This window comes from Vibrio sp. 2-1-2a, from assembly GCF_032648565.1.
Classification (GTDB): Bacteria; Pseudomonadota; Gammaproteobacteria; order Enterobacterales; family Vibrionaceae; genus Vibrio; species Vibrio diabolicus.
This window is the reverse complement of the sequence record NZ_WBOH01000009.1, coordinates 1-14710: the sequence shown is the minus strand read 5'-3', so window position 1 is coordinate 14710 and position 14710 is coordinate 1. Positions and strand designations below refer to the sequence as shown.

The 14710-nt window shown below is 46.4% G+C and carries 18 protein-coding genes; 14 read left to right on the top strand and 4 right to left on the bottom strand.

Annotation, left to right across the window (positions count from 1 at the left end; genetic code table 11):
- Positions 1 to 68: 68 nt before the first annotated feature.
- Together F7Y48_RS19595 and F7Y48_RS19590 are read right to left on the bottom strand one after the other, a co-directional pair.
- On the bottom strand, positions 69 to 557 hold the full coding sequence (locus tag F7Y48_RS19595) for a TIGR02444 family protein (RefSeq protein ID WP_258508335.1): 489 nt from the start codon (positions 555 to 557) through the stop codon (positions 69 to 71).
- Positions 554 to 2473 carry an ABC transporter ATP-binding protein gene (locus tag F7Y48_RS19590; RefSeq protein WP_031780646.1) on the bottom strand — a complete coding sequence of 640 codons (1920 nt, stop codon included), beginning with the start codon at positions 2471 to 2473 and terminating at the stop codon, positions 554 to 556. Before F7Y48_RS19590 ends, F7Y48_RS19595 begins: the two co-directional genes overlap by 4 nt.
- 209 nt (positions 2474 to 2682) lie before the next feature.
- On the opposite strand from F7Y48_RS19590, the gene kefG reads away from it, so the two are divergent.
- From kefG to F7Y48_RS19565, 5 genes are all read left to right on the top strand, one after another.
- The gene (gene kefG / locus F7Y48_RS19585; protein ID WP_005397668.1) at positions 2683 to 3276 is read left to right on the top strand and encodes a glutathione-regulated potassium-efflux system ancillary protein KefG; all 594 of its coding nucleotides are present in this window, start codon (positions 2683 to 2685) and stop codon (positions 3274 to 3276) included.
- Positions 3260 to 5056: a glutathione-regulated potassium-efflux system protein KefB gene (gene kefB, locus F7Y48_RS19580; RefSeq protein ID WP_152815673.1), complete on the top strand. Its 1797-nt coding sequence runs from the start codon at positions 3260 to 3262 to the stop codon at positions 5054 to 5056. The genes kefG and kefB overlap by 17 nt, the downstream gene beginning before the upstream one ends.
- A gap of 33 nt (positions 5057 to 5089) precedes the next feature.
- A complete protein-coding gene (locus tag F7Y48_RS19575) occupies positions 5090 to 5290 on the top strand; it encodes a YheV family putative zinc ribbon protein (protein WP_005381449.1) in 201 nt (66 codons plus the stop codon).
- 92 nt (positions 5291 to 5382) lie between these two features.
- Positions 5383 to 5919 carry a peptidylprolyl isomerase gene (gene slyD, locus F7Y48_RS19570; protein WP_047010415.1) on the top strand — a complete coding sequence of 179 codons (537 nt, stop codon included), beginning with the start codon at positions 5383 to 5385 and terminating at the stop codon, positions 5917 to 5919.
- Between the two features lie 130 nt (positions 5920 to 6049).
- Positions 6050 to 6991, top strand: coding sequence for an isoaspartyl peptidase/L-asparaginase family protein (locus F7Y48_RS19565; RefSeq protein WP_258508339.1), 942 nt, complete (start codon positions 6050 to 6052; stop codon positions 6989 to 6991).
- Positions 6992 to 7073: 82 nt separating this feature from the next.
- Here the strand turns inward: F7Y48_RS19565 and F7Y48_RS19560 are convergent, their stop codons facing one another.
- Positions 7074 to 7301, bottom strand: coding sequence for a SlyX family protein (locus F7Y48_RS19560; protein ID WP_005381455.1), 228 nt, complete (start codon positions 7299 to 7301; stop codon positions 7074 to 7076).
- Complete coding sequence (locus F7Y48_RS19555) at positions 7298 to 8284, bottom strand: WD40 repeat domain-containing protein (RefSeq protein ID WP_085344619.1); 987 nt, start codon at positions 8282 to 8284, stop codon at positions 7298 to 7300. Before F7Y48_RS19555 ends, F7Y48_RS19560 begins: the two co-directional genes overlap by 4 nt.
- 128 nt (positions 8285 to 8412) lie before the next feature.
- On the opposite strand from F7Y48_RS19555, the gene fkpA reads away from it, so the two are divergent.
- The 9 genes from fkpA to F7Y48_RS19510 form a co-directional block, all read left to right on the top strand.
- Positions 8413 to 9195: an FKBP-type peptidyl-prolyl cis-trans isomerase gene (gene fkpA / locus F7Y48_RS19550; RefSeq protein WP_005397659.1), complete on the top strand. Its 783-nt coding sequence runs from the start codon at positions 8413 to 8415 to the stop codon at positions 9193 to 9195.
- A gap of 143 nt (positions 9196 to 9338) precedes the next feature.
- Positions 9339 to 10061, top strand: a complete 723-nt coding sequence (locus F7Y48_RS19545; RefSeq protein WP_031780643.1) for a transcriptional regulator — start codon at positions 9339 to 9341, stop codon at positions 10059 to 10061.
- Positions 10058 to 10453, top strand: coding sequence for a sulfurtransferase complex subunit TusD (gene tusD / locus F7Y48_RS19540; protein WP_046874531.1), 396 nt, complete (start codon positions 10058 to 10060; stop codon positions 10451 to 10453). The genes F7Y48_RS19545 and tusD overlap by 4 nt, the downstream gene beginning before the upstream one ends.
- Positions 10450 to 10806 (top strand): sulfurtransferase complex subunit TusC, encoded by a 357-nt coding sequence (gene tusC / locus F7Y48_RS19535; RefSeq protein ID WP_005397648.1) that lies wholly within the window; start codon positions 10450 to 10452, stop codon positions 10804 to 10806. The genes tusD and tusC overlap by 4 nt, the downstream gene beginning before the upstream one ends.
- 7 nt (positions 10807 to 10813) lie before the next feature.
- Positions 10814 to 11089, top strand: coding sequence for a sulfurtransferase complex subunit TusB (tusB, locus tag F7Y48_RS19530; protein WP_041852883.1), 276 nt, complete (start codon positions 10814 to 10816; stop codon positions 11087 to 11089).
- 177 nt (positions 11090 to 11266) lie between these two features.
- Positions 11267 to 11641 (top strand): 30S ribosomal protein S12, encoded by a 375-nt coding sequence (gene rpsL, locus F7Y48_RS19525; protein ID WP_004399892.1) that lies wholly within the window; start codon positions 11267 to 11269, stop codon positions 11639 to 11641.
- A gap of 101 nt (positions 11642 to 11742) precedes the next feature.
- Positions 11743 to 12213 carry a 30S ribosomal protein S7 gene (rpsG, locus tag F7Y48_RS19520; protein WP_005382796.1) on the top strand — a complete coding sequence of 157 codons (471 nt, stop codon included), beginning with the start codon at positions 11743 to 11745 and terminating at the stop codon, positions 12211 to 12213.
- Between the two features lie 75 nt (positions 12214 to 12288).
- Positions 12289 to 14388 (top strand): elongation factor G, encoded by a 2100-nt coding sequence (gene fusA / locus F7Y48_RS19515; protein WP_005397643.1) that lies wholly within the window; start codon positions 12289 to 12291, stop codon positions 14386 to 14388.
- A gap of 153 nt (positions 14389 to 14541) precedes the next feature.
- On the top strand, positions 14542 to 14710 hold a 169-nt coding region (locus F7Y48_RS19510; RefSeq protein ID WP_316685320.1), incomplete at its 3' end, for a GTP-binding protein.

The window sequence follows — 14710 nt, the reverse complement described above, 5'->3', positions numbered from 1 at the left end:
GCTCTTCGGTGTCAGTTGAAGAACTTATTAATATAATCCTTTATAAAGATTATAGGTATTCTACAGATTTATGGGCGTTTTGGTGGGTGAATGTTTGGCACCGGAATAGCAAAGGCCTTTTGCAAATGCTCACCACCAAGTTGACGACAGTATCTCAGCGTGAGTGGGGCGCCATCATTTTTGACCAGCGTGAGCGAGTTAATGCAGTTCACCAAATCCGCTTGTTGCTGCTTTTCTAGTTGCAGCTCAAACTGCAAGGTTTCACGATATAAAGCGTCATTGACTTGAGACTTTAGATGGCGACGTAAGTCGCGAAAAGAGTGCAGTAAGGTTTCGCTTCGGCCCAGACAGCTCTGCACCAGAGGCCAGTCTTTTTCTTGGAAAATGAGTTGCTGCTCATCGAGCCATCTGAGCAGCAGGAGTAGGTTCACGTTGCCGTGATAATTGTTCTGTAATGATAAACACGCTTCTTTCACTTCTCGCACACCATAAAATTGCAGACTGAACTGCCAAAGGTGTTCTAGGGTGAGTGTGTATTCAGCGTGTTGATTACTCATTGATTAAACTCTAGCTCCATCTGCTCCAGTTCTTCCTGAGCAGACATCCATTCCATTTCAATTTCTTCGAGCTCTGCCTTACTAGAAGCTTGAAGAGCCAGCACTTGGTTAAGTTTAGCTTTATTTTCGGCTTCATACAGTGAGTTATCTGCCAATTGTTCTTCAGCTTCGGCCAGTGCTGCACCTAACTTATCCATTTTATTTTCTAATTGTGTCAGCGTTTTGCGAATTGGCGCCGTCTGCTTACGAAATTCTGCATCGCGACGTTTCTGCTCTTTTTTCGCTGCCGCGCTGTTGGCGCTATCTTTGGCTGGCTGTGCAGCTTGTGCTTCTTTGCGTTCCGCTCTTTGTTGCTCGGTTAACCACTTGTAGTAGTCGTTTAAGTCACCATCGAACGGCGCAACTTGACGATCGTGCACCAAGTACAAGTCATCGGTTGTAGCACGCAATAGGTAACGGTCGTGCGAAACAATCACCATTGCACCTTCGAACGTTTGCAGTGCCATCGTCAATGCCTGACGCATGTCCAAATCCAAGTGGTTGGTTGGTTCATCAAGTAGCAACAGGTTTGGCTTTTGCCACACAATTAAGGCCAGCACTAAACGGGCTTTTTCACCACCCGAAAACGGTGCGACTTTCTCCAGTGCTTTGTCGCCTTGGAAGCCAAAGCTGCCTAGGTAATCACGTAGCTGTTGTTCGGTTTGATCCGGCGCGATCTGCATCATGTGTTGCAGAGGCGTTTCTTCTGGGTGCAGCGTTTCTAATTGATGCTGGGCAAAGTAACCTATTTTTACACCTTGTGAGTAAGTCAGATCGCCACCTTGCGCGTTAAGCTCACCAGAGAGCAATTTGATCAAGGTCGATTTACCCGCGCCATTACGGCCGAGTAGACCAATGCGACTGCCAGGAACCAAGTTCAAGCGGATCTTCTCTAAGATCAGGTTGTCACCGTAGCCTGCCGATACTTCATCCATCATCATGATTGGGTTTGGCAGCGCCGCGGGCTCACGGAATTGGAAGCTAAATGGGTTATCGAATTGAGCGGGTAACACTTTTTCCATGCGCTCCAAAGCTTTAATACGGCTTTGAGCCTGGCGTGCTTTCGAGGCTTTATAACGGAAACGGTCGATGTAGCTTTGCATGTGCGACATCTGTTTCTGTTGCTTCTCGAACATCGCTTGCTGCAGCACCATTTTTTGCGCTCGTTGGTTTTCGAACGACGAATAGTTACCCGTGTATTCGTTCAATTGTTGGTTTTCGATGTGAATAATACGGCCAACAATTGGGTCAAGGAAGTCACGGTCGTGCGAGATCAGGATCAGTGTGCCTGGGTAGTTTTGTAGCCAACGTTCAAGCCACATCACCGCGTCTAAGTCCAAGTGGTTGGTTGGCTCATCGAGTAGCAATAAGTCAGAACGGCACAATAGCGCCTGGGCTAGGTTAAGGCGCATACGCCAACCACCTGAGAATTGAGTCAAACTCCAACTCATTTGCTCTTGGCTGAAACCTAAACCGTCGAGCAATTCTGCCGCGCGAGCGCGAATGCTATAACCGCCGATGGTTTCAATTTTACCGTGGATCTCGGCAACCAAGGTGCCGTTGTCTTGTGCTTCCGCTTCAGCCAACTGCTTTTCGAGCGCTCGGTACTCGCGATCACCATCAATGACGTATTCCAGTGCAGTGCGCTCTAGCGCAGGCGTTTCCTGTGCGACCCAGGCCAACTCCCAATGTTGAGGTTGGCTAAATGAGCCTGCATCAATCGACAGTTCATCTTTCAGCAATGCAAATAGCGTTGATTTACCGCAGCCGTTTTTACCCACAAGGCCGACTTTATCGCCAGGATGGATAGTCGCTGAAGCTTGATCTAAAAGAGGTTTACCGCCACGCAGTAACTGAATATCAGAGAAGGTAATCATAAAGTTTTCATTCACTTTGCGCAGTGCGCGTTGCTTGGTTACATAGCGAAGTGGTTTCAATCGTTTTTAAAGCCACTTGGGTATATATCTAGCGGTGAATAGTAGGGGTATTGGCCGGAAAAGTCGATTGATTCGCTTTAATTGCATTATGCTGTACAAAAAAGTATAACAATTTGATAACGGATAAAAATAACCACAAGGACGACCATTTGGCTGTTGCACCGTCTATTCTCCCAAGAGTTCTGGTCATTTATGCTCATCCAGAGCCACATAACTCGATTGCTAATCAAGTGATGATTAAAAAAGCTCAGTCGCTTGAACACGTCACTGTGCACGATCTTTACGGTGTTTACCCTGACTTCTTTATTGATGTGAATTACGAACATGAGTTGTTGCTCACGCATGATGTGATCGTGTTTCATCACCCGCTTTATATGTATTCATGCCCAGCCCTGTTAAAAGAGTGGTTGGACCGAGTGCTGGGCAAAGGTTTTGCTTTTGGCGGAGGTTCGGCGCTAGAGGGAAAATACTGGCGTAGTGTGATTACAACGGGGGGGAAAGAAGAGGCCTTTAGCGCGAAGGGGTACAACAAATATCCATTAGAGCAAATCTTACAACCGTTTGAACTGACGGCTGCCTTGTGTCAAATGCACTGGATTGAACCTTTGGTGTTGTATTGGTCGCGTAATGTCTCGGATATTGAGCGGTATGAGCACGCAGAATTGTATCGTCGGTGGTTGAACAACCCACTTGAAAACTGGGAAGCAACAGACCAAGGAGGTCAGTATGGCGATAACCAGTGAGTTTCTTCAAAGTAGCGTGGTCTTTCTCTCGGCTGCGGTTATCGCGGTGCCGATTGCTCAGCGTCTCGGACTTGGCTCGGTTTTAGGTTATTTACTTGCCGGTGTGTTGATTGGCCCTTGGGGTCTTGGCTTAATCAGTGATGTTGATGCTATTTTGCACTTTGCTGAACTTGGGGTCGTGTTGTTACTGTTCTTGATCGGCCTTGAGCTAAATCCTAAAAAACTGTGGCAAATGCGAGGACCGATTCTAGGTTTAGGCGGCGCGCAGGTGGTGGTTACGACCGCCGTGCTAGGCAGTGTCGTCAGTATGTTCGGCGTAAGCATGCAAGTGAGTTTGGTGATTGGGATGGGGTTGGCGCTGTCCTCAACGGCAATTGCTCTAAAAGTGATTGAAGAGCAAGGGCTCAATGGCACCGAAACGGGTCAGTCTGGTTTTGCAGTATTGCTCTTTCAAGATATTGCCGTGATCCCAATGTTGGCAATGTTGCCCTTGCTTGCTGGCGGGCAGAGTGGCGGTAGTTGGTTGGATGTCTTCACGGTATTAGGCAGTGTGGTGGCCCTGTTGATTGGTGGCCATTTCTTATTGCGTCCACTATTTCGTTTTGTTGTGATGAGCGGCGTTCGTGAGCTCTTTACCGTCGCCGCACTATTGGTCGTGCTTGGGATTTCTGTCGTGATGCAAAAGCTCGGGCTTTCTATGGCTCTAGGGACTTTCTTAGCCGGCGTTCTGCTGGCTGAGAGTGAATATCGACATGAATTGGAAATCGCTATCGAGCCGTTTAAAGGTTTGTTGTTGGGGTTGTTCTTCATCGCGGTTGGCATGGCGGTAAATTTGGGGTTATTGGCATTACACCCTTTAGAGATTCTAGGCGCGGTGGTGGCTTTGGTGGTGGTTAAGGGCTTGGTTTTGTATGCATTGGCGAGAGCTGCCCGTGTCGGAGCCAAAGCGAGAAGCCGTATGGCCGCGATTTTAAGCCAAGGTGGTGAGTTTGCCTTTGTCATATTTACCGCAGCGAGCCAAGAGGGCATTTTATCCAAAGAGCAAGTGGCGTTTTTGTTGGTGGTGGTCAGTTTATCCATGGTGACGACACCACTTTTGTTGATGGGACAAAAAAAATGGTTTGCTCATACCCTGAATCAAGAAGAAGAGGGCATGACCACGAAAGTAGTGGATCGTCGGCCACGTGTGATCATTGCAGGCTTTGGACGTTTCGGTCAGATCGTCGGACGTTTAATGTATGCCAATAAAATCAAAGTGACGGTATTAGAAAGTGATGCCAGCCAAATCCACCTACTGCGCAAGTATGGTTACAAAGTGTTTTATGGCGATGCTACCCAAATTGATCTTTTGCGGGCTGCTGGCGCAGATAAAGCAGAAGCATTGATCATTTGTACCGATTCACCTGATGAGGTGATGGCCATCGTTGATATCTGCCGCGTGCACTTTCCGAAACTTAAGTTGCTAGCCCGAGCAAGAAGCCGTGTCGAGGCGTATCAGTTAATGAGCCACGGTGTCGAGAATTACTCTCGTGAAACATTTTTAGGGGCATTGGATCTCGGTCGCCAAGCGCTCGTAGAACTTGGTATGCACCCTTATCAAGCAAAGCGGGCAGAAGCACATTTTCGTAAGTTAGATAATGCTATGCTTAAGGACTTATTGCCTCAGCACAATGAAGATAAGAAATTGGCTCAGAGAGCGAAAGAGGCACGCAAAGAGCTAGAAGAAATTTTTGGTCGTGAGATGGAGAGCGACCATCAGTCACCTAATCATTGGAAGTAGTACTTGAGCCAAGACTCAAGCTAAGGAAATAGCGTGAAAATCAAGAAACGTTTTATTGCCGGCGCTAGCTGCCCAAATTGCAGCCAGCAAGATACCCTGCGCTGGTGGATTGAAAATAATATCGAGTTAGTTGAGTGTGTCGAGTGTGAGTTTACTGAGCAGCGTAAACCGCAATCTGTAGAGAAAAATAAACACTCAGATCAGGAAATGATCGGAATTTTTAAGCCGGAATAATTGAACTTCGATAATTGATCCCCATAATACACCCAGATATCTCAGTACTTAACCCCATTCAGGTTAAGTCAATTAATCTCCCTGGAGTTAGTATGAAAATTGAAAAGAACGTTGTTGCAAGCCTTGCATACAAAGTAATGTTGGAAGACGGTGTAGTTGTTGATCAATCAACAGCAGAAGCGCCTCTAGATTACCTTCACGGTCACAACAACCTAATCACTGGTCTTGAAAAAGAGCTTGAAGGTAAAGTGGCTGGCGACAAGTTCTCAGTAACGGTAGCTCCTGAAGAAGCTTACGGCGAGCACAACGATGCGCTAGTACAACGCGTTCCTGCGGACGTATTCCAAGGCGTTGACCAAATCGAAGTGGGCATGCGCTTCCTAGCTGACACTGACCAAGGTCCAATCCCTGTAGAAGTAACAGAAGTTGACGGCAACGAAGTGGTTGTTGACGGTAACCATATGCTAGCTGGTCAAACACTAACTTTCGAAGTAGAAGTTATGTCTACACGTGAAGCAACAGCAGAAGAGATCGAACACGGTCATATCCATCAAGCTGGTGGCTGTGGTCATGACCATGATCACGACGATGAAGGCTGCTGTGGCGGCGGTAGCTGTGGTTCTCACTAATCACAAGCTCCTTCACTAGATAGTCTTATCTAGTAAAACTTTGCAAAGCGCAAGTTGATGTTTCAACTTGCGCTTTTTGTTTATCTAAGGTGTAGTGCATAGAAGAAAAGAACAACTCATGGAAAAAGCGATGACAAAACCTTTCTCGATTGCGATTCATGGTGGCGCAGGCACCATTTTACGTGAACAGATGAGCAATGAACTTCAGCAATCGATCTTGGCTGATTTGGAAGCGTCGGTAAAAGCTGGCTATCAAATTCTAGAGAAAGGCGGCGACGCTTTGGATGCGGTTGTTGCTGCAGTAAAAGTATTGGAAGACTCGCCTAACTTTAATGCGGGTAAAGGCTCGGTGCTGACCAACAACGAGATGGTAGAAATGGACGCCTCTGTGATGGATGGTCGAAACCAAGCCGCAGGTGCGGTCGCTGGCGTTCTTCATATCAAGAATCCAATTGAGCTCGCTCGTGACGTGATGCGAAACAGCAATCACGTGTTGTTGGTGGGTGAGGGCGCAGAGAAGTTTGCTTTTGAACAAGGCCATGAGTATACCGAGCAAGATTACTTCTTTACTGATCGCCGTTATGAGCAACTGCTTTCGATGCGTGAGAAAGGACAGTTTGCTTTGTCGGAGTCTCGTTATCCAGATGACCGTAAGCACGGTACGGTTGGTGCGGTGGCATTGGACCAACAAGGCAACTTAGCCGCTGCCACCAGTACGGGTGGCGTGACGAATAAGCAATACAATCGAGTCGGAGATTCGGCTTTGATAGGCTGCGGCACGGTGGCCGAAAATGGCGTCGTCGCGGTCTCGACTACGGGTGTCGGTGAGTTTTTTATCCGTAAACGTGTCGCAGAAGACGTCGCCGCGCGGATGCGTTACTTACAAGAAGATATTCATACTGCTTGTGAGCATATTATTCAGGGGGAACTGAAAGAGATGGGCGGCGAAGGCGGTTTAATCGCAATTGACGCGCAAGGTGAGCTGCACTTTGCGATGAACAGCTCTGGCATGTACCGAGCTGGCATCAACACTCAAGGCGAGTTGAGCGTCAAAATCTACGCTGACGAATAGCTTCCTCTTGAGTGCCTCTTAAGTAATCAATACAACAAGGCCCAGAACACGTTCTGGGCTTTATGCTATTTGAGCCTGCATTTTAATAATGCGGTGGTGGGGTTTCTTCTGACGGATCGGCTAAATTCGACGAGTCCATATTTTTTACTTTACCTACCACATATTTCATCTGATCGAGCATCTTGGTAATTTGCAGTTGCTGCTGCGATAAGGCACCGTTCAGATCTTCAATAGTCTGTTCTTGGAACGCAAGCTGACATTCTAAGTCATTAATGCGTGCTTCCAATTGTTGAATGATTTTTTCTGTCATGATCCGTTCTCTAACTGCCAAGCTTGGGCAATACCTGCTGAAGTAGCAGTAATTACGCGTTGTTTTGAATCAAAGGCTGCATCATACACGACCGCACGGGGAGGGCGAGTGTCTTTTTTGGGCTCCACTTCAAATCCACTCATTCGTTGTCCGGTTTGAGTATCCCATATTGAAACGCGGCCAGAAGGCGTTCCTGTCACTAACTGAGTTCCGTCATCAGAAAATCGCGCAGTAGAGAAGATCAATTGGCGCGACCAACTGCTCAACTGTGTGACTTCTTGTCCAGTTTTTAAATCCCAAATTACCGCTTGGTTTCCGCCATCGGATGTCATTGCTAACTTGCCATCTCGTTGCAGGGCAACACGAACAACCCGTTGTTCATGTTCGAAGGTCCGCAGCACTTGTCCGGTTTCGGTGTCCCACAAATACGCTTTGTAGTCATTACCACCAGTCAGTGCGAATCGGCCATTAGGAGAAATGGCGACGGAATTGACTTTTTCACGATGCGCAAGGAACTCCAAGCGACGTCCGGTGACTAAGTTGACGTAAATTGCTTTACCGTTGGATAACCCGAGCAGAACTTGCTCACCGTTACTGGTGATATCAACGTCGCGAATGAGCGCATCAGAAATAGACCAAAGGCCTTCGGATTGCGTCCAACCTAAGTCCCAAACTGCGAAGTTCATTTGGCTTGCTGTGACTGCATAGCGACCATTGTCTGAGATACGAATATGGGATACCACGTTGGCATCGGCATCGAGCTCACCCAGGTTGGCTAGTTGTTCATTTTGCTCTAGGTCCCACAACATCAAATGGTGTTGCTGAGAATAGAGCAAAGCAAATCGTCCATCTCTGCTAAGTGCGAAGCTCGTCGCACCCTGAGGTTCTATCGGCCAACGCTGCACTTCACGCTCGGCGAAAAAGCAACCATTTAACGTGGTGATGACAATTAAATATAGGAATAAATGAGAAATTCTTTGCATCACATCTAATAATCCGGTTTGTGTCTTAAGACATATAGCTAGTATATTGGTATAACGATTGTCTTCACTAGTCTCATAGAAGATTTGTGCACAACAACCAATGGCAAAGCCATTATTGGGAGAATTTAATGAAATCAGTTTTAAAAGTGTCGCTACTTGCTGCAACAGTTATGCTAGCGGTAGGTTGTCAGAAAGAAGAAACTAAAACAGAAGCCGCACCTCAAGCAGAACAAGTTCAAGCAGAAACCGGTAAAGCGGTTCACTTTAAAACCGACGACGATAAAGCGGCATACGCAATCGGTGTTTCATTTGCTAACTACCTAAGCACAAGCATCGACAAGCCAAGCGAAATCGGCATTAATCTTAACAAAGACTTGGTGCTAAAAGGTATCGAAGACGTCTTCAAAGGCAATGCTGAATTGAATGAAGAAGAAACACGTGCAGCACTAGAATCTCTAGATAAGCGTGTTGCTGAAAAGATGCAAGCACAAGCGGCTGAGAAAGCAGCTGAAGCAAAAAAAGCTGGCGATGATTTCCGTGCTGAGTTCGAGAAGCAAGAAGGCGTAGTGAAGACAGATACAGGTCTTCTATACCAAGTTATTACTCCTGCTGAAGGTGAGAAGCCAAAAGACACTGATACGGTTCAAGTACACTACAAAGGTACGCTAATCGATGGTACGCAATTTGATAGCTCTTACGATCGTGGTGAACCTGCAACATTCCCACTTAACCGTGTAATCCCAGGTTGGACAGAAGGCGTTCAGCTAATGCCTGTGGGTTCTAAATTCAAATTCGTTATCCCGCCAGAGCTAGCATACGGTGATCAAGACACACCAAGCATCCCTGCTAACTCAACGCTAGTATTTGAAGTTGAGCTGCTAAAAGTTGAGAACGACAACGCAGAGCAATAACAATAAGCCGCGATAAGTTATTGAAAAAGGTCCGTTTAACGGGCCTTTTTTGTTCTAGGTCACTAGTTGGTGAGTTTGCTAGGTTGATTTTCAAATTTTCTGATAAACTTACACCAATTTGTTGATTTTTCGCTCGAAGGCTTATGACAACTACAGAAACAATAAACGCGGAGATGTTGCTCGAAATGGAATCCGTTAACGTGATGCCGTTTACCGAGCACGACAAAATCATTTTAAGATCTTATGAGGCGGTCGTTGATGGTATCGCCAGCCTGATAGGTCCCTTTTGTGAAATCGTTCTTCACTCGCTAGAAGACTTAAATACCTCTGCAATTAAAATCGCTAACGGTGAAAACACGGGTCGCCAAGTCGGCTCACCGATCACTGATTTAGCGCTTAAAATGCTAAAAGACATCGAAGGCTCGGAGCGCAACTTCTCACGTTCGTACTTTACCCGTGCAAAAGGTGGCGTGTTGATGAAGTCGATCACTGTTGCCATTCGTAATGGTGAAAATCGCGTGATTGGTTTGTTGTGTATCAACGTCAACTTGGACGCGCCCTTCTCGCAAGTCCTTCAATCTTTCATGCCAACGCAAGAAGCAAAAGAAGCGGCTTCCTCGGTTAACTTTGCTAGTGACGTAGAAGAGCTGGTGGACCAAACTGTTGAACGCACCATCGAAGAGATCAATGCGGATAAATCCGTATCGAACAACACCAAGAATCGCCAAATCGTGATGGAATTGTACGACAAAGGCATCTTCGATATTAAAGATGCCATCAACCGCGTTGCAGATCGTCTTAACATTTCAAAACACACCGTCTACTTATACATTCGTCAACGTAAAACCGAGGACGATGAAAAGTGAGTAAACTGACTTACACGTTGGTGGTGAACGGTCCTGTTTACGGTAGCCAGTCAGCGCGCAGTGCTTATCAGTTCGCCAAGGCGGTGATTGAGCAAGGCCATCAGTTAGTGAGCGTTTTCTTTTATCAAGAGGGCGTGACCAATGGTACTGCTTTGAGTGTGCCTGCCAACGACGAATTTGATCTCAATAAGGCATGGCAATCTTTGGCAAAAGAGCATGGTGTTCGTCTAGAAACTTGTGTTGCTGCAGCTTTGCGTCGCGGTATCGTAAGTGAAGAAGAAGCGAATCAACATGGTTTGGTCCAGAGCAATCTAGCGGAAGGTTTTGAGCAAGCCGGCTTAGGTAGCTTAGCCGAAGCGATGTTAACCCAAGACAGAGTGGTACAGTTTTGAGTCAGCTAACTTATCTATTTCGTAGCGCACCGCATGGCAGTGCGGCTGGTCGTGAAGGTGTGGATGCACTGTTAGCCGCGTCGGCTTACTGTGAAGATATCAGCGTCATTTTCATGGGAGATGGGGTTTACCAGCTTCTACTAGGACAAGAACCGAGTAAGATCTTGAGCAAAGATTATGCGCCGATGCTGAAGCTTTTCGATTTATACGATATCGAACAAGTCTTTGTGTGCTCAGAGTCATTAGCTCAGCGAGGTTTGGCTCAAGCGGATTTAGTCATTGAAGCTCAAGCGTTAAGCTCAGAGCAGCTCAAAGATAAGTTGCAACACGCTGGCAAGCTACTGTCGTTCTGAGGAAGTTATGCTACATATTATAAAAACGGTCTCCGCTCTAGAAGACGCCATGCCCTTATGTAGTGCACAGGATGACATCTTACTTATAGAAGATGCCGTGTACGCTGCTAACTCGCAGCATAAAGCGTTTTCCCACCTAAAAAACCGCAGTGTATTTGTGCTAGAGAGCGATATTCACGCTCGCGGTATTGCGAATCGTATCAGTCCATCACTGACGATCGTGAATTACTCAGGCTTCGTTGAGCTCACAGTTAAACAGGATAAATCGCTTACTTGGGATTGAACGTGATTTACTGTCGCTAAAGCTTTACGGATGAATTGTCCTAATTGAACAAAAAAGATCCGTATATTTCTTGACACACCTCTCACTGCTGCATAGAATTTTGCGTCCCTAACTGCAATGGTAGTTGGGGATAGATTTTTCACAAAGCTTACTTTCAAGTAAATCAGGAGCTAGTTAATGGCAACTATTAACCAGTTGGTACGTAAGCCTCGTGCAAAGCAAGTTGTTAAAAGCAACGTGCCTGCACTAGAAGCGTGCCCACAAAAACGTGGTGTATGTACTCGTGTTTACACTACTACACCTAAAAAACCTAACTCAGCACTTCGTAAAGTTTGTCGTGTACGTCTGACAAACGGCTTCGAAGTTACATCGTACATCGGCGGTGAAGGTCACAACCTTCAAGAGCACAGTGTTGTACTAATCCGTGGCGGTCGTGTAAAAGACCTTCCGGGTGTACGTTACCACACTGTTCGCGGTGCACTTGACTGTGCTGGCGTTAACGACCGTAAACAAGGTCGTTCTAAGTACGGTGTGAAGCGTCCTAAGTCTTAATGGATTCCGTTAAGTAAGGCCAAACACTAAATTATTTTTAATTTTTTGAAAAAACTGAAAAGTTTTGGATAAAACCTGAAGAAGACAACGGAGATAAATCCATGCCACGTCGTCGCGTCATTGGTCAGCGTAAGATCCTTCCAGATCCAAAATTCAAATCTGAATTGCTGGCAAAATTCGTTAACATCCTAATGGTTGACGGTAAAAAATCTACTGCAGAGAAAATCGTTTACACTGCACTAGATGCTATGGCTGAAAAGTCTGGTAAAGACCACTTAGCTATTTTTGAAGAAGCTCTTGAAAACGTACGCCCTGCGGTAGAGGTTAAATCTCGCCGTGTTGGTGGTTCAACTTACCAAGTACCTGTAGAAGTACGTCCGGTTCGCCGTAACGCACTTGCTATGCGTTGGTTGGTTGAAGCTGCGCGCAAGCGTGGTGAAAAATCTATGGCTCAACGCCTAGCAGCTGAAATGCTAGACGCGTCTGAGAACAAAGGTACTGCGGTTAAGAAACGTGAAGACGTTCACCGCATGGCTGACGCAAACAAAGCGTTCGCTCATTACCGCTGGTAATACCTTCTGTGCTGCGAGGTTCTCTCGCAGCACTTTTCTATACTCTAAGGTACACCTTAGTAAGAGGATACAATCGTGGCTCGTAAAACTCCTATTGAGCGCTACCGTAATATCGGTATCTGTGCTCACGTAGATGCAGGAAAAACAACCACAACTGAGCGTATTCTGTTCTACACTGGCCTTTCTCACAAAATCGGCGAAGTTCACGATGGTGCAGCAACCATGGACTGGATGGAGCAGGAGCAGGAACGTGGTATCACTATCACATCCGCTGCGACTACTACATTCTGGCGTGGTATGGAAGCACAGTTCCCTGAGCATCGCGTAAACATCATTGATACCCCTGGACACGTTGACTTTACTATCGAAGTAGAGCGTTCTCTTCGTGTACTTGATGGTGCTGTGGTTGTGTTCTGTGGCTCATCTGGTGTTGAACCTCAGTCTGAAACTGTATGGCGTCAAGCAGACAAATACCACGTTCCACGTTTGGTATTTGTAAACAAGATGGACCGTGCGGGAGCAGACTTCCTACGCGTTGTGGACCAAATTAAAAATCGTCTTGGTGCGAACCCTGTTCCAATCCAACTGAACGTTGGTGCAGAAGATGAGTTCAGAGGTGTCATCGACCTTATCAAGATGAAGATGATCAACTGGAATGAAGCCGATCAAGGCACTTCGTTTACTTACGAAGACATCCCAGCTGACATGATCGAACTTGCTGAAGAGTGGCGCAACCACATGGTTGAATCCGCTGCTGAAGCTAGCGAAGAGCTGATGGACAAGTACCTTGAAGAAGGTGAATTGACTGAAGCTGAGCTCAAACAAGCTCTACGTACTCGTACACTAAACAACGAAATCGTACTGGCCACTTGTGGTAGTGCGTTTAAGAACAAAGGTGTTCAAGCGGTACTAGATGCTGTGATCGAGTTCTTGCCATCGCCAGTTGACGTACCTGCAATTAAAGGTGTTGACGAAAGAGAAAATGAAGTTGAGCGTCACGCTGACGACAACGAACCATTCTCTGCGCTAGCATTTAAGATCGCGACTGACCCATTCGTGGGTACGCTAACGTTCATGCGTGTTTACTCTGGTGTAGTAAACTCCGGCGACGCTGTTTACAACTCTGTAAAAGAGAAGAAAGAGCGTTTCGGTCGTATCGTTCAGATGCATGCGAATAAGCGTGAAGAAGTGAAAGAAGTTCGCGCTGGTGATATCGCTGCTGCTATCGGTCTGAAAGACGTAACAACAGGTGACACACTGTGTGATCAGAACCACAAAGTGATTCTAGAGCGCATGGAGTTCCCTGAACCAGTTATTCAGATTGCTGTAGAACCTCGTTCTAAGGCAGACCAAGAGAAAATGGCTATCGCGTTAGGTAAACTGGCTGCGGAAGATCCATCATTCCGCGTGGAAACGGACGACGAATCAGGTCAGACTCTGATCTCAGGTATGGGTGAACTTCACCTAGACATTATCGTTGATCGTATGAAGCGTGAATTCAGCGTTGATTGTAACGTTGGTAAACCTCAGGTTGCTTACCGTGAAACCATTCGTGGTAAAGCGGAAGTTGAAGGTAAGTTTGTTCGTCAATCAGGTGGTCGTGGTCAATACGGTCATGTGTGGGTCAAACTTGAGCCTTCTGAACCTGGCGAAGGTTTCGTATTCGTAGACGAAATCGTGGGTGGTGTGATTCCTAAGGAATACATCAGTTCGGTATCGAAAGGTATCGAGGAACAAATGAATAGTGGTGTTCTAGCGGGTTACCCTGTACTAGATATTAAAGCTACACTATTTGATGGTTCTTACCACGATGTAGACTCAAGCGAGATGGCGTTTAAGATCGCTGGCTCGATGGCATTCAAGAAAGGTGCACTAGAAGCACAACCTGTGATTCTAGAACCAATGATGAATGTCGAAGTAACCACTCCGGAAGACTGGATGGGTGACGTTGTTGGTGACCTAAACCGTCGTCGCGGTATCATTGAAGGCATGGACGAAGGTGTGGCTGGTCTTAAGATCATCCGTGCTCAAGTACCACTATCTGAAATGTTCGGTTACGCAACTGATCTACGTTCTGCAACTCAAGGCCGTGCGTCTTACTCTATGGAGTTTCACGAGTACGCTGAAGTGCCGAAAAACTTCGCAGATAAAATTATTGCAGAGCGTGGTTACTAATTGACGATTGAACTACAAAAAGTTTACGACTTTTTGCGAGATCAGGGCGTCCAAATATTGCGCTAACGGGCGTTGGCGCATAAAATAACAATTTCTGGCGCGTCGTCGATCAATAATGATCACGACGAATCATAACTAGGAAGGAACACGATCGTGTCTAAAGAAAAATTTGAACGTACGAAACCGCACGTTAATGTTGGTACTATCGGCCACGTTGACCACGGTAAAACAACTCTAACTGCAGCTATCTGTACTACTCTTGCTAAAGTTTACGGCGGTGTAGCTAAAGACTTCGCATCTATCGATAACGCTCCAGAAGAGC